Source organism: Cutibacterium nasicola (assembly GCF_051303185.1).
Lineage (GTDB): Bacteria > Actinomycetota > Actinomycetes > Propionibacteriales > Propionibacteriaceae > Cutibacterium.
Window position 1 is genome coordinate 401991 of record NZ_JBPPGE010000001.1, and the last position, 24253, is coordinate 426243.

The 24253-nt window shown below is 63.7% G+C and carries 21 protein-coding genes and 1 tRNA gene; 10 read left to right on the plus strand and 12 right to left on the minus strand.

Going from position 1 to position 24253, the window contains the following annotated elements; genetic code table 11:
- Positions 1-67 precede the first annotated feature (67 nt).
- Together mgrA and ACSJJT_RS01895 are read right to left on the minus strand one after the other, a co-directional pair.
- Positions 68-1081 (minus strand): L-glyceraldehyde 3-phosphate reductase, encoded by a 1014-nt coding sequence (mgrA, locus tag ACSJJT_RS01890; RefSeq protein WP_435916678.1) that lies wholly within the window; start codon positions 1079-1081, stop codon positions 68-70.
- A 174-nt stretch (positions 1082-1255) separates the two neighbouring features.
- Entirely contained in the window at positions 1256-2866 is a 1611-nt protein-coding gene (locus tag ACSJJT_RS01895; RefSeq protein WP_435916679.1) for a glycoside hydrolase family 13 protein, read from the minus strand.
- A 156-nt stretch (positions 2867-3022) separates the two neighbouring features.
- On the opposite strand from ACSJJT_RS01895, the gene ACSJJT_RS01900 reads away from it, so the two are divergent.
- Positions 3023-5260 carry a glycoside hydrolase family 3 C-terminal domain-containing protein gene (locus tag ACSJJT_RS01900; RefSeq protein WP_435916681.1) on the plus strand — a complete coding sequence of 746 codons (2238 nt, stop codon included), beginning with the start codon at positions 3023-3025 and terminating at the stop codon, positions 5258-5260.
- A gap of 99 nt (positions 5261-5359) precedes the next feature.
- Here ACSJJT_RS01900 and ACSJJT_RS01905 read toward each other — a convergent pair whose 3' ends face one another.
- Both ACSJJT_RS01905 and aceE read right to left on the minus strand, forming a co-directional pair.
- A complete protein-coding gene (locus ACSJJT_RS01905; RefSeq protein WP_435916682.1) occupies positions 5360-5764 on the minus strand; it encodes a DUF3052 domain-containing protein in 405 nt (134 codons plus the stop codon).
- A 116-nt stretch (positions 5765-5880) separates the two neighbouring features.
- On the minus strand, positions 5881-8634 hold the full coding sequence (aceE, locus tag ACSJJT_RS01910; RefSeq protein WP_435916683.1) for a pyruvate dehydrogenase (acetyl-transferring), homodimeric type: 2754 nt from the start codon (positions 8632-8634) through the stop codon (positions 5881-5883).
- A 365-nt stretch (positions 8635-8999) separates the two neighbouring features.
- Between aceE and ACSJJT_RS01915 the strand changes: the two genes are divergently transcribed.
- From ACSJJT_RS01915 to ACSJJT_RS01945, 7 genes are all read left to right on the plus strand, one after another.
- The gene (locus ACSJJT_RS01915) at positions 9000-10121 is read left to right on the plus strand and encodes a PucR family transcriptional regulator (protein WP_435916684.1); all 1122 of its coding nucleotides are present in this window, start codon (positions 9000-9002) and stop codon (positions 10119-10121) included.
- 42 nt (positions 10122-10163) lie between these two features.
- A complete protein-coding gene (locus tag ACSJJT_RS01920) occupies positions 10164-10529 on the plus strand; it encodes a NifB/NifX family molybdenum-iron cluster-binding protein (protein WP_435916685.1) in 366 nt (121 codons plus the stop codon).
- Positions 10526-11440, plus strand: a complete 915-nt coding sequence (locus tag ACSJJT_RS01925; RefSeq protein WP_435916686.1) for a 2-dehydropantoate 2-reductase — start codon at positions 10526-10528, stop codon at positions 11438-11440. The genes ACSJJT_RS01920 and ACSJJT_RS01925 overlap by 4 nt, the downstream gene beginning before the upstream one ends.
- Before the next feature lie 188 nt (positions 11441-11628).
- Entirely contained in the window at positions 11629-12501 is an 873-nt protein-coding gene (locus ACSJJT_RS01930) for an ACP S-malonyltransferase (protein ID WP_435917023.1), read from the plus strand.
- The gene (locus tag ACSJJT_RS01935) at positions 12498-13496 is read left to right on the plus strand and encodes a beta-ketoacyl-ACP synthase III (RefSeq protein ID WP_435916687.1); all 999 of its coding nucleotides are present in this window, start codon (positions 12498-12500) and stop codon (positions 13494-13496) included. Before ACSJJT_RS01930 ends, ACSJJT_RS01935 begins: the two co-directional genes overlap by 4 nt.
- 82 nt (positions 13497-13578) lie before the next feature.
- A complete protein-coding gene (locus ACSJJT_RS01940) occupies positions 13579-13824 on the plus strand; it encodes an acyl carrier protein (protein ID WP_435916688.1) in 246 nt (81 codons plus the stop codon).
- A gap of 72 nt (positions 13825-13896) precedes the next feature.
- The gene (locus ACSJJT_RS01945) at positions 13897-15171 is read left to right on the plus strand and encodes a beta-ketoacyl-[acyl-carrier-protein] synthase family protein (protein WP_435916689.1); all 1275 of its coding nucleotides are present in this window, start codon (positions 13897-13899) and stop codon (positions 15169-15171) included.
- A gap of 54 nt (positions 15172-15225) precedes the next feature.
- Here the strand turns inward: ACSJJT_RS01945 and ACSJJT_RS01950 are convergent, their stop codons facing one another.
- The 6 genes from ACSJJT_RS01950 to ACSJJT_RS01975 all read right to left on the minus strand — a co-directional run bounded on the left by ACSJJT_RS01950 (position 15226) and on the right by ACSJJT_RS01975 (position 20676).
- The gene (locus ACSJJT_RS01950; protein WP_435916690.1) at positions 15226-15729 is read right to left on the minus strand and encodes a DUF3145 family protein; all 504 of its coding nucleotides are present in this window, start codon (positions 15727-15729) and stop codon (positions 15226-15228) included.
- Between the two features lie 74 nt (positions 15730-15803).
- Entirely contained in the window at positions 15804-16523 is a 720-nt protein-coding gene (locus ACSJJT_RS01955) for a YggS family pyridoxal phosphate-dependent enzyme (RefSeq protein WP_435916691.1), read from the minus strand.
- Positions 16524-16577: 54 nt separating this feature from the next.
- A complete protein-coding gene (locus tag ACSJJT_RS01960) occupies positions 16578-17540 on the minus strand; it encodes a VWA domain-containing protein (protein ID WP_435916692.1) in 963 nt (320 codons plus the stop codon).
- Positions 17531-18505 carry a VWA domain-containing protein gene (locus ACSJJT_RS01965; RefSeq protein ID WP_435916693.1) on the minus strand — a complete coding sequence of 325 codons (975 nt, stop codon included), beginning with the start codon at positions 18503-18505 and terminating at the stop codon, positions 17531-17533. The genes ACSJJT_RS01960 and ACSJJT_RS01965 overlap by 10 nt, the downstream gene beginning before the upstream one ends.
- Positions 18502-19506, minus strand: coding sequence for a DUF58 domain-containing protein (locus ACSJJT_RS01970; RefSeq protein ID WP_435917024.1), 1005 nt, complete (start codon positions 19504-19506; stop codon positions 18502-18504). The genes ACSJJT_RS01965 and ACSJJT_RS01970 overlap by 4 nt, the downstream gene beginning before the upstream one ends.
- Positions 19507-19554: 48 nt before the next feature.
- Positions 19555-20676: an AAA family ATPase gene (locus ACSJJT_RS01975; RefSeq protein ID WP_435916694.1), complete on the minus strand. Its 1122-nt coding sequence runs from the start codon at positions 20674-20676 to the stop codon at positions 19555-19557.
- Between the two features lie 151 nt (positions 20677-20827).
- On the opposite strand from ACSJJT_RS01975, the gene ACSJJT_RS01980 reads away from it, so the two are divergent.
- Complete coding sequence (locus ACSJJT_RS01980) at positions 20828-21742, plus strand: hypothetical protein (protein WP_435916695.1); 915 nt, start codon at positions 20828-20830, stop codon at positions 21740-21742.
- Positions 21742-22539 (plus strand): HAD family hydrolase, encoded by a 798-nt coding sequence (locus tag ACSJJT_RS01985; RefSeq protein WP_435916696.1) that lies wholly within the window; start codon positions 21742-21744, stop codon positions 22537-22539. The genes ACSJJT_RS01980 and ACSJJT_RS01985 overlap by 1 nt, the downstream gene beginning before the upstream one ends.
- Positions 22540-22684: 145 nt before the next feature.
- On the opposite strand, the gene ACSJJT_RS01990 is transcribed toward ACSJJT_RS01985, so the two are convergent.
- Positions 22685-23653 (minus strand): esterase/lipase family protein, encoded by a 969-nt coding sequence (locus tag ACSJJT_RS01990; RefSeq protein ID WP_435917025.1) that lies wholly within the window; start codon positions 23651-23653, stop codon positions 22685-22687.
- A 415-nt stretch (positions 23654-24068) separates the two neighbouring features.
- Positions 24069-24142 (minus strand) — tRNA-Ile (locus ACSJJT_RS01995).
- Between the last annotated feature and the right edge of the window lie 111 nt (positions 24143-24253).

Consider the following 24253-nt stretch of genomic DNA (forward strand, 5'->3'; position numbering starts at 1 on the left):
CGCGACCTCACGGGATCGCCATTAAAGGGCGTCGCTAGGAGCGTAGCACGGTCCAGGCTGAGTTATCTCAGCAGGCGTGATCGGCGAGCACCGACTCGATGTTCACCCTCTCGTCGTCGGTGAACGGCGTCGCTCCCAGCGCGTCAATGTCGGAGTCCAGCTGCGGCACCGAGGAGGCGCCGACGAGGACGCTGGTGATGCGGGAGTCCCGCAGGATCCACGACAGGGCCATCTGAGCGAGGGTCTGGTCGCGGTTCTTGGCGATCTCGTTGAGGGCCGAGACGGCGGCGCGGGTGGCGTCGTCGATCTGCTCGGGGCGCAGAGACACCGCTCCCATGCCGGCACGGGACTGAGCCGGGATGCCCCGGAGGTACTTGTCGGTGAGGATTCCCTGGGCCAACGGGGAGAAACAGATGATGCCCATCCCCTCCTGCTCACAGGTGTCGACGAGGCCGTCCTCGATCCAGCGGTCGAACATGTTGTAGCGCGGTTGGTGGATGAGAAGCGGGGTGCCGAGGTCGCGGGCGATGGCGGCTGCCTTCTCGGTTTGCTCGGGATCGTAGGAGGAGATGCCGACGTAGAGGGCACGTCCGGAGCGGACGATGTGGTCGAGGGCCCCCATGGTCTCCTCGAGCGGGGTGTCCGGGTCGAAGCGGTGGGAGTAGAAGATGTCGACGTAGTCCAGACCCATGCGTTTGAGGGACTGGTCGCAGGAGGCGATGAGGTACTTGCGGGAGCCGCCGCCCTGCCCGTAGGGGCCGGGCCACATGTCGTAACCCGCCTTGGAGCTGATGATGAGTTCGTCACGGTAGGGCTTGAAGTCGGTGGCCATGATACGACCGAAGTTGATCTCTGCCTGTCCGTAGGGCGGGCCGTAGTTGTTGGCAAGGTCGAAGTGGGTGATGCCACGGTCGAAGGCGCGACGCAGTACGGCACGCTGGGTGGCCCCTGGGTGAACATCTCCGAAGTTGTGCCACAGCCCCAGGGAGATGGCAGGCAGCAGCAAGCCGCTAGTCCCACAACCTCGGTATTCCATGGTGTCGTAGCGATCCTGAGCTGCCACATAGGTACTCACTGCCATGGTCTCAGCGTACCGACAGTCAGCCGTGGTGGGAGCAAGTGTCCAGGACCTCGTCACATCGCTGCCCGCCACGATCGTTACGGGATAGTGGTCACGACTCAGGATTGGCACAGTGCAAGGACACCAGTCTCGATGCTCAGCCGCTGGGATTCGAGACGCGGTACCTGACCGATCTCAGCGACGAACCCACACCGTCGTCTCCCCCGGGAGCTCATCCGTGACGATGCCCGAGGCCAGTTCGACGGTACCCCCGGGGAGCGGGCTGGGGTCATCACCGAAATTGGAGACGATGAGCCACTCCCCTCGCCGAAAGGCCAGGACGTCGTTCTCGCCGTGACTGGTCCAGATCAGGTCATCGTTACCAATGATCTCCTTGCGCAGCCGCAGCGCGTCGCGATACATCGTCAGGGTTGAGGCGGGGTCGTTTCTCTGCGTCGAGACGGCGTAGTGGGAGAACCACAGCGGCTGCGGTAGGTGGGGCCCTGCCGGCCCGAATCCGTAGGAAGGCCCGATCGGTTCCCACGGCAGGGGGACGCGGCAACCGTCCCGCCCGACCTCCTCGTCACCGCGACGGAAGAATGTTGGGTCCTGACGCTGGTCGACCGGGATCTCAGCAACCTCCTGCAGACCCAATTCCTCACCTTGATAGAGGTAGGCCGAACCGGGCAAGGCCAGCATCACCAGAGCGGCGGCCCTCGCCCGGCGTAGGCCTTGGGCCGCATCACACATCGCCGGGTCGCCACCGGCCTGTAACCAGTCCCCGCCGTATTTGCGGATGGGCCAGCCGTTCTCACCCAGCCCCGGATAGACCGTGCCGTATCGGCTGGCCGACCTGACGGTGTCGTGGTTGTTGAGCACCCAAGTCACCGACGATCCCGATGCGGCCGTGATGCACCGGTCGATGACGTCGGCAAAGACTTCCGCATCGTACTCGGCGGACAACAGATCAAAGAAGAAGGCCTGGCCCAAGGAGGAGGGGTCGGTGTACCGGGGCAAGCGAGCCGCCGGGACCGTTGCCTCGGCCACCGCAGCGCGAGGCGGGTCGAAGGAATCCAGGAGCCGTCGCCAGGAATGGAAGATCTCGATGGTGGCGTCGCGATCCTGCAGAGGGTGGTCCTCGCCGATGGGCCATGCGTCCAGGTCCGCCTTGGAGGGGAGCGGTTCGTGGAGATCCTTGGCCAACAGGGACGCGGCATCAACACGGAAACCGTCAACCCCTCGGTCGGCCCAGAAGCGCAGGATGTCGAGGAACTCCTGCTGCACCTCGGAGTTGTCCCAGTTGAGATCTGGCTGTTCTGGTGCGAAGGAGTGGTAGTACCACTGCCCGTCAGGAACCTGCGTCCACGTCAAGCCACCAAAAATCGACACCCAGTCACTGGGAGGCTCGTCGCCGTCGTGGAAGTGATATCGCTGCCGTGCCGGTGAGCCGGGTCCGGATGCCAGAGCCTCCCGGAACCACGGATGCCGGTCACTGGTGTGGTTGGCGACGATGTCGATGATGACCTTGATGCCGTGCGCATGCAGATCGGCGATGAGGTCATCAAGGTCATCGAGGGTCCCGAAGACTGGATCGACGTCGCGCAGGTCGATGACGTCGTATCCACCGTCAACGAATCCGGATGGGTAGAAGGGGCTGAGCCACACGGCGTCGACCCCGAGCTCGACAAGGTGATCGATGTGGTCGCGGATACCGGCCAGGTCGCCAATTCCGTCACCATTGGCGTCGGCGAAGCTACGCGGATAAATCTGATAGACGGTTCCGTCGCTCCACCACTGCTGGGACATCGCACCTCCTGTTGCCGAGGGCGCCTAGCCTACTGGTCCAGTTCAATCTGGAGACACTGACCCTATGGTCCTGCCCTGACAAGCCAGAACATCGGCTCTCCCCCATCTGTCACAAACGAGGACAATAATGATCCCAAGGTTGACGAAGGAGCCACCATGATCCCATCTGAGATCCCCGACCTCATCTGCCAGCTCACCCTCGAGGAGAAGGCCTCCTTGTGTTCCGGAGGCGATTCCTGGCACCTCCAGGCCATCGAGAGGCTGGAGATTCCCGGCCCGATGGTGACCGATGGCCCACATGGTCTGCGCAAGGTCACCGATAGCTCCATGGCTGGTTTTCATGACTCCGTCCCAGCCACCTGTTTCCCGACTGCTTCTGGGCTGGCGTCGACCTGGGATCCGCAGCTCGTCCATGATGTCGGCGCGGCTCTGGGTGAGGAGACGCGAGCCGAGGCGGTGTCCGTCCTGCTCGGTCCTGGCATCAACATGAAACGCTCCCCACTGTGCGGACGCAATTTCGAGTATTTCTCGGAGGATCCGGTTCTCGCCGGGATTCTGGCCACCGAGTTGGTGCGCGGCATCCAGTCCCAGGGAGTCGGAACGTCGCTCAAGCACTTCGCCGCGAACAACCAGGAGACCGACCGACTGCGAGTCAGCGCCGGGATTGACGAACGCACTCTACGCGAGATCTACCTGCCTGCCTTCGAGATGGTCGTCAAGCACGCGAAGCCCTGGACGGTGATGTGCTCCTACAACGCCCTCAACGGGGTCTACTGCAGCCAGAATCGCTGGTTGCTGACCCAAGTACTGCGCAACGAATGGGGGTACGACGGTCTCGTCATCTCTGACTGGGGCGCCGTCGTCGATCGGGTCGAAGGGTTACGTGCCGGACTCGATCTCGAAATGCCCGGCGATGCTCCCCGCAACGATGCCCGGATCGTCGAGGCGGTACGCAACGGTGATCTTGACGAGGAGGTCCTCGACACCGCTGTGGCGCGGATTCTCACCCTCGTCGCTCAGGCGTCTGCGGCTATGGCTGATCCTGGCAGCTACGACATCGAGGCCCATCATCAGCTGGCTCGTCGGGCGGCTGCTGCCTCGGCGGTGTTGCTCAAGAATGACGGGGACGCCCTGCCACTGACCGGCCCGGACGACGTCGTCGTCATCGGAGAGTTCGCACGCACGCCACGTTTTCAGGGAGCGGGGTCATCCAAGGTCAATCCGACTCGCGTCGACACCGCGCTGGACAGTCTGCGCCATATCTGGGGCGACGTCCCCTTCGCTCCCGGATTCGCCCTCACCGGCGAGTCTGATCCCCGTCTGGCCGAAGACGCCGAGTCCTTGGCCCGGGGTAAGACAGCCGTCCTCTTCCTTGGTCTGCCTGCCGTCGCCGAGTCCGAGGGCTACGACCGCACGAACACCGATCTACCGGCCGACCAGCTCGATCTTCTGGCCTGTGTGAGCAAGATCGCGTTCCGCACCATCGTCGTCCTTTCCAATGGATCATCGGTGGGCATGGCCGAGTGGGACGACCAGGCCGACGCCATCGTCGAGTGCTGGCTGGGTGGACAGGCCAGCGGATCCGGCGTCGTCGATGTCCTGACCGGCAAGGTCAATCCCTCCGGACACCTCGCCGAGACCATCGCGGTGACGCTGTCCGACATCCCTGCCCAGTTGAACTTTCCTGGAGAGTTTCAGCACGTCACCTACGGCGAGGGCAGATACATCGGCTACCGCGGCCTTGACGTCACCGAGCGCGAGGTTGCCTATCCCTTCGGCCACGGGCTGAGTTACACGACCTTTGACTACTCCGATCTCGATCTGGCCGTCCGGCCCGTCACCGACGAGACCGCCCAGGACGAGTCGGTGCTCACCATCACCTTCACCATCTCCAACACCGGTGACCGCACTGGTTCCGCCGTCCCGCAGGTGTACCTGGGATTCCCCGACGCGACTGTCAACCGCTGTGTACGCGAACTCAAGGCCTTCCGCCGCGTGGAGTTGGCCCCCGGCAAGAGCCGATCGATCACCATTGACCTCACTCGTCGAGACCTGTCCTACTGGGACATCCTGCTGCAGTCATGGGCCGTCGAGCCAGGCACTGTCAGGGTTGAGGTGGGCAGGTCAAGTCGCGATCTTCCGTTGACCGGAGAGGTCATTGTCGGTGCCCCGACAGTTCGCCACCCGTTGCGCCGCGATTCCACCGTGGCTGAGTGGATGGCCGCCGACGAGGAGTTCGCCGCGAAGGTCCGACAGGCCACCGAGCAGATCGGCGTCGACCTTGACAGCGACCCGACAACGGCTGCCTTCATTCTTGCCATGCCGGCCTACAAGATGTTGCAGACAGCGCCGATCATGACGCCGGAGGAACTCGACGAGATGCTCGGCGACTAAGGCGCGAATCGGTGGCCCGTGCGGGGCCACCGATGCATGTCAGTGGAAGCGTGCCACGACACGCCTGTGCCGGATCGTCAGCGACTCGGTCCGAGGAGGCTAACGACGTCCACCGCGGGGCCGCACGACCTTGTGGGCCTGCCAGTCCTCGCCGGCGTCATAACTGGTCGTCAGCACCATGCCAGCGGTGTCGACCCCGTCGGAAAGATCTGCCGGATCGATGGTGCCAGGACGTCCCACCTTCGGGGTGACGAGCACAATGAAACCGTCGTCGGACAGGTCGCGCATGGCGTCCACCAGTCCATCGGCCACATCCCCGTCTTCGGCACGCAACCACAACCAGACGATGTCGACGGCATCGATCGAATCCTCGATCATGTCGCCGTCGATGATGTCCATGACCTCCTGACGGAGGTCCTCGTCAACGTCATCGTCCCAACCGAGCTCCTGGACCACCTGCCCGGCCTCGAGACCGAGCTTGTCCAAATCGGTGCCGCTTCCCACGAATCCTCAGCTTCCTCACGTATGTGCGTCTGGCGCGAAAGACGCCTTGGAACAAGCGTGCCAGATGCGAGACGCGGAGGCCACCTCAGGGGTGACCTCCGCGTCGTCAGATTCGATCAGGCGTCGCCGCCGGCATTGCCGGACGACCCGGCGTTGACGTTGAGAAGGTCGTACTTCTCAGCCGCCTTGGCCGGCCAATCCTGCGGAATCTCACCGCGCTCGGCGAGCATCTGCAGGGCTCGGACGGCCATGGACGGTCCATCGATGTGGAAGAAGCGACGGGCAGCGGCGCGAGTGTCGGAGAACCCGAACCCATCGGCGCCCAGGGACGCATAGTCTCCCGGCACCCACTGAGCGATCTGGTCGGGGACCTGACGCATGTAGTCGGTGGCCGCGACGACCGGGCCCGGGGCATCAGCCAGGCGCTGCACGATGTACGGGGTGCGCTTGTCCTGCTCAGGATGCAGGAAGGCGTGTTCCTCGGTCTCCATGGCGTCACGACGCAGCTTGTTCCACGAGGTGACCGACCAGACGTCAGCGACGACACCGAAGTCGTCCTTGAGGAGATTCTGAGCCTCAAGGGCCCACGGCACCGCAACGCCGGAAGCCAACAGCTGGACGCGACGAGCGTCCTCACCAACACCCTCGAAGGAACCCTTCGACAGCAGGTACATGCCCTTGACGATGCCCTCGGCGTCGACTCCCTCAGGCTCGGCCGGCTGGACGATCGGCTCGTTGTAGACCGTCAGGTAGTACATGACGTTCTCGGCGTTTTCGCCGTACATCTGCTCCAGACCGGCCTGGACGATGTGGGAAATCTCGTAGGAGAAGGCCGGGTCGTAGGAGACGACCGCCGGATTGGTGGCGGCCAAGACCGGCGAGTGGCCGTCCATGTGCTGGGTACCCTCACCAGTCAGGGTGGTGCGGCCAGCGGTGGCGCCGATGAGGAATCCCTTGCACATCTGGTCACCGGCGGCCCAGAAGGAGTCTCCGGTGCGCTGGAATCCGAACATCGAGTAGAACAGGTAGATCGGCACCATCGGCACACCCTGGGTGGAGTAGGCCGAGCCGGCAGCGATGAACGCAGCCGTCGAGCCGGCCTCGTTGATACCGGTGTGCAGGATCTGGCCGTTCTTGGCCTCGCGGTAGCTGAGCATGAGCTCGTGGTCCACCGGGGTGTAGTTCTGGCCGTGCGGGTTGTAGATCTTGATCGTCGGGAAGAACGAGTCCATACCGAAGGTACGGGCCTCGTCGGGGATGATCGGGACGACGTGGGGAGCGAAGTTCTTGTCACGCATGAGGTCCTTGAGCAGACGCACGAAGGCCATGGTGGTGGCGACTTCCTGCTTGCCCGATCCACGCTTGACGCCGTCGAAGGCCTGCTGCTCGGGAATCGGCAGACTGGTGAATGTGGAGCGACGCTCCGGCACGAAACCGCCCAACGCGCGACGACGCTCCATGAGGTACTGGATGCGCTCGTCGTCGGCGCCCGGGTGGAAGTACGGGGGGCGGTACGGGTCGGCTTCCAGAACCTTGTCGGAGATGGGGATCTCGAGACGATCACGAAACTGCTTGAGGTCGTCGAGGGCCAGCTTCTTCATCTGGTGGGTCGCGTTGCGGCCCGCGAAGTGGGTACCGAGGTCGTAGCCCTTGATGGTGCAGGCGAGCACCACGGTCGGGGCTCCCCTGAACTCAGTGGCCGCCTTGTAGGCGTTGTAGATCTTGCGGTAGTCGTGGCCACCACGACGCAGCGCCCAGATTTGCTCGTCGGTCCAGTTCTCGACCATCTTGGCGGTGCGCGGGTCGCGACCGAAGAAATGCTCACGGACGTAGGCTCCGTCGTTGGCCTTGAAGGTCTGGTAGTCGCCGTCACGAGTGTTGTTCATGATGTCGACGAGGGCACCGTCGCGGTCAGCTTTCAGCAGTGGATCCCAGCCGGATCCCCAGATGACCTTGATGACGTTCCAGCCGGCACCCCGGAAGACGGCCTCAAGCTCCTGGACGATCTTGCCATTGCCACGCACCGGGCCGTCCAGACGCTGCAAGTTGCAGTTGATGACGAAGGTGAGGTTGTCGAGCTCCTCGTTGGCAGCCACCTGCAGGAAGCCGCGCGACTCGGGCTCGTCCATCTCCCCGTCACCGAGGAAGGCCCACACGTGCTGGTCGGAGCAGTCCTTGACACCGCGGTTGGTGAAGTACTTGTTCATGGACGCCTGGTAGATGGCGTCCATCGGGCCCAGGCCCATCGACACCGTCGGAAACTGCCAGAAATCAGGCAACATGCGCGGGTGGGGATAGGAGGGCAAGCCCTGCCCACCCTTCGACTTCTCCTGACGGAAACCATCGAGGTCGTCCTCGCTGAGGCGTCCCTCCAGGAAGGCGCGGGCGTACATACCCGGGGCTGCGTGGCCCTGGAAGAAGACCTGGTCGCCACCGCTGGGGGCGTCCTGTCCGCGCCAGAAGTGGTTCTGGCCGACCTCGTAGAGGGTGACTGCCGAGGCATAGGTGGAGATGTGGCCACCGACGCCGACGCCCGGGCGCTGAGCACGATGCACGGTGATGGCGGAGTTCCACCGCAGCAGACGACGGATGTTCCGTTCGATCTCGGCGTCACCGGGGTACTCCTCCTCGTCATCGGCGGCGATGGTGTTGACGTAGTCGGTGGAGGTGAGCGCCGACAGACCGAGATGACCGTGGCTACGCGCCCGCTCCAGCATTTTCAGCAGCACGATCCGGGCACGGTTGGGACCGTCAGCCTCGACCATCTTGTCGAGGGATTCAATCCACTCCTGGGTTTCCTCGGGATCGATGTCAGGCAATGTTGTCGGTAGTCCGTTGAGGACTGGTCCGCGTTCTTCACGTGGGATCACGCTGGGTCCTTTCTCATCGACATTGACGCGCTACCAGCGTCGTCACCGGTGACGGTTCGGGGCGGCAGCCCGAGGGCCCACGGCCAACCCATTGTGTCGCGTTGTGGAAGAAAAGTCACTTGAAGATGCCGTAAATCGCCCCGGGGTGACATTCCTGCCTTGATGGTATCTGCGAGGAAAGGCGTCGTGGCCCAACTGCATCCCCACTAGACTGTCCGGAGTTTCACCAAGGGGAGGCTCAGGTGGCCAGGAACGACATCGTGACGACGTCCGCGCACCGGACGTCGAGTACCGGCCGCACCGTCGTGTCCTCCGACCGCACCCGCCGAGCCATCGCGAAGCGGTTGACTGCTCGCACTTCCGCCATGACGACCGCCACCCTTGAGGAGATGGGCCGTCGCCATTCCTGGTTCCGCGATCTCTCCGCCGAGGAAAGATCGTGGATCTCGATCGTGGCCCGCTCCGGTATCGACGGCTTCGTGCAGTGGTTCGCTGATGACGACGCCGAGCCCTACTCCCCGACCGACGTCTTCGACGTGGCGCCGCGATCCATGACTCGCAAGATTTCCTTGCACCAGACCGTCGAGCTGGTCCGCACCACGATCGACGTCGTCGAGGCCCAGATCGAGACCGAGATGCCACGCGGGGATCGTCAGGTCCTGCGTACCGCTATCGTCCACTACTCCCGAGAGGTCGCCTTCGCAGCCGCCGAGGTGTATGCCCGGGCTGCTGAGCGCCGCGGCACCTGGGACGAGCGACTGGAATCTCTCGTCGTCGATGCCGTCGTTCGCGCCGACGCCGACGAGCAACTCATTTCCCGCGCCTCCACCCTGGGATGGCGTCCCGGCATCAATCTGTGTGTCGTCGTGGGTCGTGCCCCGACCACTGAGCATGAACTGCACGTGCTGCGTCGAGACGGGGAGCGGATGCAGATGACCGTGCTGGCGGCCCTGCAGTCCGACCGCCTCGTCGTCATCCTCGCCAGTCAGAAACTCGTCGACGCCCCCGCTGCGGTGGCTGTCACCGAAAGTCTGGCCGAGCATTTTGCGCCCGGACCCATCGTCGTCGGGCCGGTGGTCGCCGACCTCACCCTGGCACCGTCCTCCGCCCGCGCCGCACTGTCGGGCGCTCGCGCCGCGCGTGCCTGGCCGGAAGGCCCGCGGGTCATGGCTGCCATTGACCTTCTTCCCGAGCAGGTCCTCTCCGGTGACACCGAGGCGGCCGCATGGCTCGTCAATGAGGTCTACACCCCGCTGGCCGCCGCGAGTGGGGACCTCATGGACACCACCGTCTCCTTCCTTGACCACGGCTGCTCGGTGGAGGGCACGGGGCGGGCGATGTTCATTCATCCGAACACGGTGCGCTACCGACTCAAGCGGATCCAGGACGTCACCGGCTACTCCCCCTCCGACCCGCGCGAGGCCTACGTCCTGAGGCTGGCCATCACCGTGGGCAGGTTGGTCTCCGGAGGTTCTCGGGACTCCTGATACACCGATGACGCCACGTGGAATCGGTTCTATGGTGAGCCCATGAACGTCATGATTCCGGTTCGCCCAGATGGCTCGGTGGAGCCCCGATTCGGCAAGGCGCCCATGGTGGCCGTCGCACAGGTCGACGACAACGGTCACGTCACGCAGTGGCAGACCTTCGAGGTGGAATGGGACCGCCTCCACGACGAGGGCACCGAAGGCAGTCATCACGCTCGCATTGTTCGTTTCCTGCGCGAGCACGAGGTCGTGGCGTGTGTGGCCACTCACGCCGGAATGGGGATGCAGCGCACCTTGGCAGCGATGAAGGTTCCGCTGCTGCCAGCAACCCTGCCTGACGCCCGGGAATCGGTCGAATACGCGGTGGTCTCCGCCTGCGCCGCTGCCAAGGGTGAGGAGACGTCATGAGAGCAGCTGTGATCGGCGCCGGAGCCATAGGCGCCTTCTACGGTGGGGTGCTGGCTGACGCCGGGGCCGACGTCTCCTTCGTCGCCCGTGGCAAGACCTTGGATGCCATTCGCGAGCACGGGCTGCGCATCGTCGGCACCACCGAGATGACCCTTGACGTTCCCGCCACGGACAACGCTGCCGAGATCGGTCCTGTCGACGTCGTGCTCATGTGCACCAAGACCTTCCAGGTCACCGATGCCGCTCGTACTCACCTGCCTGCTCTCATGGGGCCTGACACCCTGGTCGTCACGACCCAAAATGGCGTCATTGCACCACATGTGCTGGCAGAGATCATCGGCGCCGAGCACGTGGCCCCCGGCGTCTGCAGGGAATGGGTCAAGATTGTCGAGCCGGGCCTCGTCATGGATCTGGGCGGACCTCGCATGTTGGAGGTCTCGACGATGGACGACTCCCCCCATCCGATCATTGACGAGTTGCGAGCTGCCTGTGCGAAGGCCGGCATCGTCTCCCCCGTCATCGACGACATCACCACCACGCTGTGGGTCAAGATGTGTTCCGTTGTTCCCCATGGAGCCTGTGGAGCTGTCCTCGACGTCGCCCTGGGCGACCTGCTCGGCACCTATCGCGACATCTTCGCTCGGTGTATTGACGAAACGGTGCAGGTCGCTCACCGACATGGCGCCAAGATCTCCGACGACTTCGTCGAGAAGAATCTCAAGTTCCTCACGGGGCAGGATCCGGCTTCGACGACTTCATTCCAACGTGACATCCTTGCCGGGCGTCCCAGCGAGTATGCCGCGCAGGTCGGGGCCGTTCCCGGGCTGGGTGACGAGGTAGGCGTCGACACCCCCGTCAATGACGTCATTGCCGCCGTGCTGGGACGTCGGGAGGCCGCCAACCGGGGCTGATCCGGGACACACACCGGGTTTTGGAGGAACCCCCCTGTCTCTTTGTGGGAACCCCACAAAGGCAACCGTGGGTACTTCGTCGGTTCCATGTCTCGCGTCAGGGCCCGTCAGGGGGGCAAAGTGGGAACGTGCTTGCAATTGTCGCTCCGGGCCAGGGAGCCCAGAAACCAGGATTCCTGTCGCACTGGATGTCCGATCCCACCTTCTCTGACCACCTCGCATGGTTGTCAGCGGTGGCTGACATCGATCTGGTGACCCATGGCACGACCTCCGACGAGGCGACCATCAAGGACACTGCTGTTGCCCAGCCGCTGCTGGTCGCTGCCGCGCTGGCAACCGCGTGGTCGGTCGATCCGGAGATCTCCTCCAAGGCGGATCTGCTGGCCGGCCACTCGGTCGGCGAAATCGCTGCTGGTGCTGCTGCCGGCGCTTTCTCCGCCGAAGCCGCCATGGTTCTCGTGCGTGAGCGTGGCCGCGCCATGGCACGGGCTGCTTCTCGCACCGCGACCTCGATGACCGCCGTCATCGGTGGCCGACCTGACGAGGTGCTCGCCGCCATCGAGGCCGCTGGCCTCACCCCTGCGAACCACAACGGCAAGGGCCAGATCGTCGCCGCCGGCACCGTCGAGCAGCTCGAGGCGTTCGCCGCTGAGCCGCCGACTCGTACCCGCCTGTTCCCGCTGTCGGTTGCCGGCGCCTTCCATACTGTTCACATGGAGCCGGCAGTCGATCACCTGCGCGAGGTCGCCGCAGCCATGCCGACGACCCCCCCTTCAGTGGCTCTGTTGTCGAACCGTGACGGCGCTGTCGTCACTGATGGACGCGAGTTCGCTCATCGTCTCGTCAACCAGGTTGCCCACCCGGTGCGTTGGGATCTGTGCATGGACACGATCGCCGAGCGTGGCATCACCGGCATGCTCGAGCTCACCCCGGCTGGCACCCTGACGGGTATCGCCAAGCGCAACCTCAAGGGGGTCGAGTTGTTCAACCTCAACACCCCCGACCAGATTCCGGCTGCCCGCGAGTTCATCGCGGCTCATGCTGGCAAGGAGAATGCATGACCGCCATCAAGACCCGCCCGATAGACAGGTACTCCACGTTCCTGTCCACCGGGTCAACCCGCGGCTCGCGGGTCGTCACCAACGAGGACATGTGCACCGTGATCGACTCCACCCCGGAGTGGATCGAGCAGCGCACCGGTATCACCGAGCGTCGTTGGGGCACCGAGTCCGAGACCGTCCTGTCGATGGGTACCGAGGCGGCTCGCACCGCGCTGGAGCGCTCCGGCCTGCAGACCTCGCAGATTGACGCCATCATCGTCGCGACCGTCTCGCATCACCGTCCCTCCCCCAGCCTGGCGACCTACATCGCGCGCGAGCTCGGCCTGGGCAACGCTGCGGCCTTCGACCTCAACGGCGCCTGCGCAGGGTTCTGCTACTCGACTGCGCTGGCGGATTCGATGATCCGCACCGGCTCGGCGAATTACGTGCTCGTCGTCGGCGTCGAGAAGCTCTCCGAGATGACCAATATCGACGATCGCTCCACGGCCTTCCTGTTCTCGGACGGTGCCGGAGCCGCGGTCATCGGCGCGAGCGACGAGCCGGGAGTCGGCCCGGTCATCTGGGGATCACGCTCCGATCAGCTCAAGACCATCGAGATCGAGGACTGGGCCAGCGCGAGCGCCGATTCCGAGAAGGTCCACCCCCTCATCCACATGGAGGGTCGCGCGGTCTTCAAGTGGGCCATGACCGACGTTGCCAAGCGTGCTGCCGAGGCGGTCGCCGAGGCCGGGATCACCCCCGCGGACCTGGACGTCTTCATTCCGCACCAGGCCAATGACCGCATCACCGACGTCATCTGCCGTCACCTCAAGCTGCCCGAATCGGTGACCGTCTGCCACGACATCGCTGACATGGGGAATACCTCTGCAGCGTCCGTGCCGATCGCCATCGACCGTATGCTTCAGCGTGGAGAGGCCCACAGCGGTGATCTCGCCCTCATCATCGGATTCGGGGCCGGGCTGGTCTACGCCGGTCAGGTCATCCGACTCCCCTGATCCTCATAACCCACACCGCGGAGAACACCCACATACTTCGGGTCGACGGCCCGGGGACATCACGAGAAAAGGAACAATCATCATGGCTGACAAAGACCAGATCCTCGCCGACATGGCTGACATCGTCAACGACATCACCGGTGTCGACCAGTCCGAGGTCACCCTTGAGAAGTCCTTCGTCGACGACCTCGACGTTGACTCCCTCTCCATGGTCGAGATCATCTACGCCTGTGACGAGAAGTTCGGCGTTGAAATCCCCGACGAGGAGTCCAAGAACATCAAGACCGTTGGCGACGCCGTCACCTACATCGTCGAGCACAAGGGCTGATTCCAGGGTGTCCGGGGCGGACCTGCCCCAGACACCGGCCCATCCCAACCCATCACCGATACTGGAGTACTCATGAGCGACGTCGTCATCACAGGTTTCGGGGCCACCACACCGCTGGGACCCGATGCCCCCACCACCTGGCAGGGGCTACTGGAAGGTCGAAACGGGGTGCACACCCTCGACTTCGACTGGATGGACGACGTCCCCGTCAAGTTCGCCGCCTCGGTGGTGGATGAGCCGACGAATCACATTCCACGCCCGCAGGCTCGCCGCCTGGACCGCTCCAGCCAGTTGGCCCTCGTCGCCGCCAAGGAGGCCTGGGCCGATGCCGGTCTGGAACTTCCCGAGTCCGACGACGAAACCGGTGACTCCAACGGCATCGATCCCGAGCGTCTGGTGGTCTGCTGTGCCACCGGTATCGGCGGTCTGCACTCCCTGCTGGGACAGTGGGACATCCAGAAGGACAAGGGATTCAAGCGGGTTAGCCCGTTCACCGTCCCGATGCTCATGGCCAATGCTCCGGCCGCCAACATCGGCCTGCTGGTGCATGCCAAGGCAGGCGTCCACACCCCGGTGTCGGCCTGCGCCTCCTCGTCGGAGGCCATCTCGCTCGGCCTCGACCAGATTCGTCTGGGCCGAGCTGACATCGCCGTCGTCGGTGGCGCCGAGGCCATCATCCACCCGCTGCCGGTGGCTGCCTTCGCCCAGATGAAGGCGCTGTCGACCCGCAATGACGACCCCGAGCACGCCTCCCGTCCCTGGGATGTCGACCGTGACGGATTCGTCATCGGTGAAGGCGCGGCAATCATGGTCATCGAGACTGAGGAACACGCGAAGGCGCGCGGAGCGAAAATCTACGGCACTCTCGGCGGATCCGGCATTTCCGCCGACTCCCACGACATCGTCCAACCCGATCCGACCGGTTCGGGTCAGGCCTCCGCGATGCGCAAGGCTCTCCACTCGGTGGGCCTCTCTCCCTCTGACGTCAACCATGTCAACGCCCACGCCACCTCCACCCCGCTCGGCGACACCGCTGAGGCTCACTCCATCGCCGCGGTATTGGGGGACGCCACCGATCAGGTGCTCGTCACCGGTACCAAGTCGATGACCGGACACCTGCTCGGTGGAGCCGGTGCTCTGGAGTCCTTCGCCTCTGTGATGGCGTTGCTGGACCGCAAGGTTCCTGGCACCATCAACGCCAACCAGCTCGAGGAGGGACTCGAGGTCAACATCGCCACCAGGACGACGGATCTTCCTGACGGCGACCTCGTCGCCCTCAACAACTCCTTCGGGTTCGGCGGACACAATGTCACCCTGGCGTTCACCAACGCCAACGCCACCCGCTGACTCAACGCGCGAGGCCCCGGTCACCGTCGGTGACCGGGGCCTCGTCGTGTCTCATCAGCCAACCTCGCGGGAGAGCCAGGAAACGGCCAGGGAGGGGTCGCACGCGCGATAGGCCTCCAGCTCGACGTCCCAGGGCTCACCAAGCAGATCGCAGATCTCATCGTCAAGCCGACGCCCGGTCTTTCGTGAAGCCGTCATGGCGGTGCGCAACCTCATCTCGTCGACGAGGACCGATCCGGCTTCATCAGTGTGCGCGGAGAAGATTCCCAGGCTCGGAGTGACGCTCCAACGATGCGGAACGGCCCCGGTTTCGACCGTCATCTCGACGCGAACCCGCAGCCAGGCCGCCACGGTGGAGATGAACTTGCCGGCGTCAACGACGTCGCCACGCCACGAGGTTTCTGCCCGCCAACTTCCGGGCTCCACGGGCTGGCTTGTCCAGCGCAGCGGGGTGGGTATGGCGAAGGCGGCATCGGCGGCCCATTCAATATGGCTGCGCAATGCCGTCGGCGCCGAGTGGATGAAGAGGGTTCCACCGGCCAGCTGTGTTGTCTCCACGGTCGTCCTCCCGGTACCACGTGCCTTCCCCTGCAGTGGTGCGGTACGGACACCTCAACGATAGACGACCGGATTCAGGGACGCCAGATCTCCGCAGCATCGGTTCTGCTTCCGAAGATGTCGGTGCCGATACGCACCTGGGTGGATCCGTGCGCGACGGCGATCTCCAGGTCTCCGGACATCCCCATGGACAGTTCGGTCCAGTCAGAGACCTCGTTGGCTTCCTGGCGCAGCTTCTCCTGCACCCCGACGACGGTGTCGAAGCAGTCAGCCACCGCCTGTGGATCTGGACTGTTGAGGGCCACCGTCATGAGTCCTCGCACGTCCAAGGAGTCGAAGGCGGCCAACTCCCTCGCAAAGTCCACGGCCTCCTCGGGGGCTATACCGGACTTCTGGGGCTCGGCCGACGAGTTCACCTGCACCAGGACGCGCAGTTGTCGTCCCTCCTTGTGAAGCCTCTTGTCGAGCTCGCGAGCCACCTTGAGGGAGTCCAAGGCCTGGAACTCGGTGGCGAATCGAGCGACGTACTTGGCCTTGTTGGTCTGCAGTCCACCGATGATGGCCCACTCCAACCCAGGGTGATCGGCGTCCATGAGCTCCGACTTAGCCAGGGCATCCTGCACCTTGTTCTCCCCGAAGAGTCGGTACCCGGCATGATAGGCCTCCTCCACCATGCTCGGTGGTTTGGTCTTGGACACCGGCAATAGGGACACCTCGGCGGGGTCGCGATCACAGGCCCGGCAGGCGTCATCAAGGCGAGTACGTACAGCCGTCAGATTGTCGGCCACACTCATGAGAACTCCTTCTGCGAAGACGTCGAAGAATCTACTCCTGGTCGGGACGACTGGTCAGGGCCAGCGCGCACACAGGGTGACGACGGAGACCGCCGTCAGCACCATGAGGGCCAGGGCGACGCCGACATATTTGTCGGTGACCTCACCGAAGACCTTCTCGTAACCGACAGACTGAGCAATCGACGTGTAGACGTCAGAGAGCTGACCCAGAGACTCCGCAGAGAACTTCTCGCCTCCGGAAGCCTTCGCCACCGCGGCGAGCTCGTAGTGGTTGACCGGAACGGGCTGGCGCTGACCACCCTCGACGACATACCCGCCTGCAGTCCCATAAGCGATGGTGTACACCGGCACGTTCTCGCGTCCGGCATCCTTGGCGGCCTCCAGGGACGGACGGCCAACGTTGGTGGCGCCGTCCGACAACAAGACGATGGCCGCGGGAGGCTTGTGCCCGGGATGCTTCGGGTCGTCTGGCACCAGTGTCAAGGCGTTGAGGCCGGAGTAGATCCCCTCGCCAATGGCGGTGGACGGCAACACCTGAAGGTTGGATATCGCGGTCGACACAGCGGCCCTGTCAGTGGTGGGAGGGACGACGATCTGGGCCGAGGCGGCGAACTTCACCAGCGAAACGTTGAACCGCGGCGGCAGATTGCCGAGGAACTCCTTGGCTGCGGTCTTGGCCGCTGACAACCGGGAAGGATCGACGTCGGTGGCCACCATGGATCGCGAGACGTCAATGGCGACGACGATCGTGGCTCTGTCCCGTGGCACCTCGTGGTGGGCCTTTGGCTGGGCGAAGGCCAACACCATGGTGGCCATCGACACAACCGACAACCCCATCGCCAGATGCTGCTTCCACGGTCGGGAGCTGGGCAACAACCGCTTGAGTTCGTTGCGGCCCTGACGAGGCTGGCGACGCCACATGACGACGATGAGATAGACCACGAGGAATGCCAGGGGCACCAACAGCCACCACAGCCGTTCGGGACGTCCGAAAGCGATGAGAGTCATCATGGCCACCTCACCGCCACCGACAGTGTCGCCAACCCTGAGACGACGGCGAAGCAGAAGGCGTAGAAGGCCCAGGCCGACGTCACCTCCTTCTTGACCGGTTCATAACCCACCGAGGAGTGCACCTGCTTGTAAACCTCCTGGAGCCTGTCAGCCGAGTCGGCGGCCCAGGACTGACCGTTGGTACGGTCAGCAATGGCCGACAGGACCGTGGTGTCAGGAGCGACCCGTTCGCGGGTCCCATCAACGTCGACATACCCGGTCTCGGTGCCAAAGGCGATGGTATACACCGGCACCTTGGCGATAGCTGCGCGATTGGCGGCCACCAGCGGCGATCCACCTTGGGTGTTGCCGCCGTCGCTGAGCATGACGATCGCTGCCGGTACGGGATCCTTGGAGTCTTTGGCTCCTGGAGCCATCTTGACGGCCTGGAGGGACGTGTCGATGGCTGCTCCCAGGGCGGTGCCGTCCTGCAGGTCAATGCCGTCAACGGCACGAAGGACGGTGGGTCGGTCGGTCGAGGGCGGCATCCGAATCTCGGGATGCTCGGCGATACTGACGACCGCCACGTTGAACCCGCCCGGCAGGCTGTTGATGAAGTCCTTGGCCTTGGACTTGGCAGCTGCAAGACGAGTGGGAGAGACGTCGTCAGCCTTCATGGACAAGGACGCATCGATGGCAACGACGATGGTGGCGCGATCGCGCGGAACCTTCTCGATGCCCATCGGGCGAGCCCTTGCGAAGGTGGTCATCACGAGGCACAGCAGCGCGGCAGCAACGGCGATGTGTCTCTTCCACTGCGGCTGCCTGCTCATGACCGAACCGAGGATCGCGGTGTTGGTGAACCTCATCGCGGTCGAGCGGCTGCGGTGCAGGGCCCAGATGTAGAAACCCAGCAACACCGGGATGATGAGCAAGAGCCACAACACCCACGGGGTCTTGACCTCGGGCAGCCCGAGGACCAATGGCGTCACTTCGTCACCCCCTGCGGAGGCTGGTGCAGAATCGCCGCCGTGCGGCGATATCCGAGGACGAAACGGGCAATGTCGGTGACCCAGTCGGAGTCGGTCCGCAGTTGCAGGTGACCTGCCCCGGCTCGGCGGATCGCAGTCGCCACCCGCTCCCGCTGGGCTCGGGATGCGGCATTCATGCGCTCCCGGGTGGCCTTGTCAGCAGTGTTGACGTAGTGGGCGAAGGAGGTCTCAGGATCTCGGATCATGACATCGCCCACATCGGGGAAGTCAACCTCGGCGGCATCGACGACCTCGATGCACAGCACCTGGTTGCGCACTGACAGACGCCGCAAGGACCGTTCCCAGTCAGGACGGTCATTGGGATCGAGGGTGTTGTCTCCCGGGGAGAGGAAGTCCGAGACGACAACCTTCATGCCTCGTCGCCGCCCCGATGCCGCCAGGTTCTCGATTCCCTTGGCCAGGGTCATGCCACCGGCTGCATTGTCGGCGACGATCGGTTCGGTGAGCATCGAGCGCAACAGACCGTAGAGGGCAGTTCGACCAGAGCGTGCCGGTAGACGACGTACTGAGTCCGGGCGCATGATGAGCCCACCGAATCGATCCCCCATCCGCTGGGACAGGAAACCGATGGTGGCAATCGCCGCGATGCCCAAATCCCGCTTGGTCATGGAGACGGTTCCCCAGTTCATCGACCCGGTGACATCCAGCAGGGCCCACACCTCGAGCTCACGGTCAGCGATTGTCTCCCGAACATGGGGAACGGTGGTACGAGCCGTGACGGCCCAATCCATCATGCGCACGTCGTCCTGACCAGGCTCATAGGGACGGGCGTCGTTGACGTCGGCACCTGCACCCGGGAGCAGACCGAGGTGGTCGCCGTGCAGAAAACCCTCCAGACGGCGCACGATCGTCAGCTCAAGGCGGCGCAGAGCGGCCTCAGGGGCCAACTGGTTGAGCGGCAGGGTCGCCCCGGTGGGCGGACTCACCAAGGTCTGCGCCACCGATGGTGGCTGCGGGTCGCGGAATGTCGGTCGCGTCATGGGGCCGCCTCAGAATTGGGCAGGCGGGATCGTCGGAGCGGGGTACTGGCCCAAGCCGTCGGGATAACTGTGCTGGGCGGAGGCCTGATTCTGCTCCTCGTTCCACACCGGGGTGGGCGGCGGAACCATGGCGACGACCCGCTCGATGACGTCCGAGGCCGAGACGTTGTCGGCGATGGCGTCAAAACTGAGCACCAGACGGTGAGCCATGACGTCAACGGCGACGGCCTGGACGTCGCTGGGAAGGACGTAGTCACGGCCATGAACGAGAGCCAGCGCACGGGCAGCGGCGACCAGACCGAGGGTGGCTCGCGGGGAACAGCCGATCTGGATGACGTTGGCGAGGTCGGGTATCCCGAAGTCGCCGGGATTACGGGTCGCCAGCACCAGCCGGACCACATACTCGGCGACGAGGTTGTGGACGAAAACGTCGGAGGCCATGTCCTGCAGGGCGATGACGGCCTCGGGGGTCAGCACCTGTTGAGGCTCGGGAGCCTTGACGCTCATCCGGCCCAGAATCTCGAACTCCTCGTCGCCTCTCGGGTAAGGAACGTCGATCTTGAGAAGGAAGCGGTCTCGCTGGGCTTCCGGGAGCGGGTAGACGCCCTCGGACTCCACCGGGTTCTGGGTGGCGATGACACTGAAGGGATACGGGGCCGGGAAGGTCTGTCCCGCGATGGACACTTGTTTCTCGGCCATGAGCTCGAGCATGGCCGACTGCACCTTTGCCGGGGCTCGGTTGATCTCGTCGGCCAGCACGAAATTGACGAAGACCGGGCCGAGCTCGATGTCGAAGGTCTCCTTGGAGGCCGAGTAGATGCGGGTGCCGACGATGTCGGAGGGAACGAGGTCCGGGGTGAACTGTACTCGAGCGAAGCTGCCGCCAAGCACCGTCGCGAAGGAGCGCACCGCCAAGGTCTTGGCGACACCGGGAACACCTTCGAGGAGGATGTGGCCCTTGGCCAACACACCGACCATGAGCTGTTCAACCATGCGCTCTTGGCCGACGATGACCCGCTGGACCTGCCCGATGGCCTGGCCGATGAGGCGAGCAGCCTCGTCATTGGACATCGGGGCATCCTGATTGCCCTTACCGATGTCCTGACCATCCGAGTAGTTCTGGGTGCTCACTGACGTCTCCTGCCTGGCTAGTGCAAGACCCGCGACGGGCCCGCACTCACGATACCGTCAGAGTGCCGCAGCCCAAGAACGGTGAGAAATCACCAGGCGCGAACGCTCGTCGTTCGGAGGTCGTGGCCGGAATGTGGTGAGATGGTGGACGATGTCGAGTAACCCGTGGCCCATCAAGGCCCTGCCACTGGAACCGTGCGATCCACCCAGGGTCGACGAGTTCTGGCTCGATGTCCGTGTTCTCGCGATGCCCTCGGGAACTGTGTTCGGAGCCCATGATGACGACGGCCAGGCCGTCCTCATCATCGTGTTGTCCCATGGTGCCGCGAGTGATCCGGCGTCCTGGGACCGGTTGGCAGGGGAGGTCAATCACCTGCACTCCGAGACCGTCATTGCTCGCGGTGGCGCGGGACAGAACTCTGGACGCTTGGGCGGGCTGTACCGCCCCGTGACTGGTCCGGCCAGGGCTGGAGGTGAGCCCCTGGCCCCCTGGGTGGCCTTGATCTTTGACGGGTCGGCAGCAGCGGTGGCCGAGGCCCGACGCATTCTGAAAGCCGTCGACATGTCGGCCCTGTCGGGCTCGTCACCTGCAGGCCCGAATTTTCGGTTGCCCTGGATCGACGACACCCTTCCCGGCCAGGTGCGCGCCTGGCCGCTGCCGTGGCCGGGCCGTCGTGACAGGGCTGGCTGGTCAACGACCGTGGTCGCGTGGATGCTCACGATCTTCATCGCCCTGACCGGCCTGCTCATCGCGGTGCTGCTGTTCCAGAACGTTCCGCCCACTCCCCCTCCACCCCCGGTTCCGACCTCGGCGTCGTCGAGTAGTTCTGCCAACAGTTCCTCGAGCCCGAGCCAGGGTCAGGGTTCAGGTCAGAGTCCGTCGCCATCCAACAGCAGCGGGTCTGGTAGCCCGGCACCCAGCACGTCCCCATCGGCGGGTAACAGCACTTCACCGAGCATGTCGAGCAACCCATCACGGGATCCCTCGCGCACCCCATCGATGCAGTCGCCGGGAGCCGGCACCGGAACGTCGTCAGGATCTCCGACCGGACGAGGAAGGTTGTGATGGTCTCCCTCATTGCCACCGATTTGGACGGCACCTTTCTGGGAGCTGACAAGATGCCCAGCGCCGTGAACACCGAGGCGATACTCACCGCGGCCGAGGCAGGGGTCCACGTCGTCTTCGCCACTGGACGGCCCTACCGCTGGTTGACGGTTCTCGACCCGTTCCGCTCAGTCCACCCGACCCTGTTGGCCTCCAACGGGGCGGTAAACGTCGATGCCGCGACCGGCGAGGTCCTCCATGACGTCTTCATGAACCCCACCAGTGTCGCCGAGATCATTGCCGATGTCCGCGAGGCCCTGCCCGAGGCTCTGTTCTGCACAGAGGAGGCCACTCAGTGGTTCGCCGACGAGGGATTTGATCGCTGGCAGATCGGCGGCCCTCCCGACGGCGAGGGACCGATCGAGAACTTCTTGGGAGCCGATCGCCGCATCGTCAAGCTGTTGGTGCGCACTTTCGACTTGCCCAGTGACAAGCTCTTCGAGGTCGTCAATCCGATCGTGGGAGACCGAGGCACTGCAACATTCTCCGCCACCATGACGAACGGTCTCGTGGAGATCGCGGCTCCTGGCGTCTCGAAGGGTATGGCGCTGGCCCAGGTCTGTCAGGATCTCGGCATTGACCCGTCTGACGCCGCTGCTTTTGGTGACATGCCCAACGATCTCACCATGCTGGAACTGGTGGGGCATCCGTATGTCGTCTCAAACGCCCACCCGATATTGCGTGATCGTGGTTTCCCAATGATCGGTCACCATGACGAGTCTGCGGTAGGACGACGGATACGGATTTTGCTGGGTTGATTCGCGTCATGGCCAATCCAGTGTGGCCCTCATGCCTATGAGCCATGGCACTCGACTACCGCCATGACATCGTTAGCGCTGGCTGCCAGGATGGCAACCAGCGCTAACAGGACTCATCACACCAATGAAGCAACAGCGATAACAATCACTGGATGTATCCAGGCACGTATACGCAGCGGATGGCCTTAGCCTTGTCAGGAAGCAACGTGTTGAAGACGACCTGGAAGGCAACGGGGTCATAGGTGAACCCGAAATGATCCGTGTGGTCCTTGGCGCACACTGATTGCATGGTGATATTCGTTACTCCAGGCTCACGGATAAATGCGTTGGTGTATGGAGTCACCACATCGTCATACTTGGTACTGATGACAGTGTACCGGACACCCTGCGCGGTCATCCCACCGTCATTGAGTTCACCCAGGAAGCGAGAGCCTGCAAGTTGCTGTGGAAGCGACTCATAGTTGTGCTTGTCTGCATAGTCCTGCAAAGCCCGAGCGCTCAGGCTTCCGGGCCGGTCGAGGCCAACGAAAGTAGCCAAACCGTAGACACTGGTGCCTTTGTTGGACGGGACGAGACCAATCAGATGGTTGACGACCCGATCTCCCCCAAACCACTTGATATAGGCACGAGGGAGGGGGCCTCCACCCTGGGAATGCCCCACCAGGTCGACCTTTTCGGCTCCGGTCGCTGCCCGTACTTTCTCAACGTAGTGTGCCAGGAACGCGGCACTGGAACGAATGTCACCAGCGGTGGCAGCCCATTCGCGATCAGGATTCGTTTGAATGTTGTAGTTGAAGGTGAATACGCACAGACCGGCCAGTTTGAGCTCAGGCGCGTAATATGACCACGTGGCGAATGCGTCCTCGCCGGTGCCAGGGATGAGGACGACGGGTCGAGTACCTGGCGCAGGCTTGCACGTGAAATCGTTAGCTCCCTTTGGATTCGTACCCACATGCGCGTGTGAATACTGGGAAGCCACCGGCCAGGTGCGGAACTGTGGCCCCGTGCCACTCGACGGGACGCCATCCGGGCTGTGCGGAGCAGCGACGCCACCGGGATGATCGGGAGTGATTCCCGAATCCGCAGCCCACGATGTACCGGCTGCCATCGTCATCGGTAGCGCAGTAGCTGCCGCAGTGAGGACGGCAAGAACCGACCTACGTAGCTTGATAGATCTCATGAATGACACTCCTTGTTGATCAATAACCTGGCTCCTATGCCAAGGCGATGACCACGCTACCGAGGGGATGGTGCACTTCAGGACACCATTACTAAAACGACCAACCGTGCATCCCCTAAAGCATCTCGATGCACAGTTTTTCGCTTCACGGCAGACTCATACCCGTCATTTAACTGACATCTTAACATCCGATTGATTGATTCCTTTCATCATGCGAATGAATGACCATCCATGGCATGTTCATTCCGGGTTCGACGGACGATTTCACACCTCGACGCCGCAGACCCCATAACCGCAGTGGCGGGGGCTGACCAGGGACTACCCGGACAAATTGCAGGATCGTATGAAGTGGGGCGTGCGGGGCTCGAACCCGCGACCCAGGGATTATGAGTCCCCTGCTCTGACCGGCTGAGCTAACGCCCCGAGACGAGTGATCACCTTACCGGGTAATGCTGATGCCGGCATCCTCCTCGGCCCCGTTATGGCTATGTGATCGTGCTTCGTGCCAGCCGTCGCCAACACTTTTCACCGCCC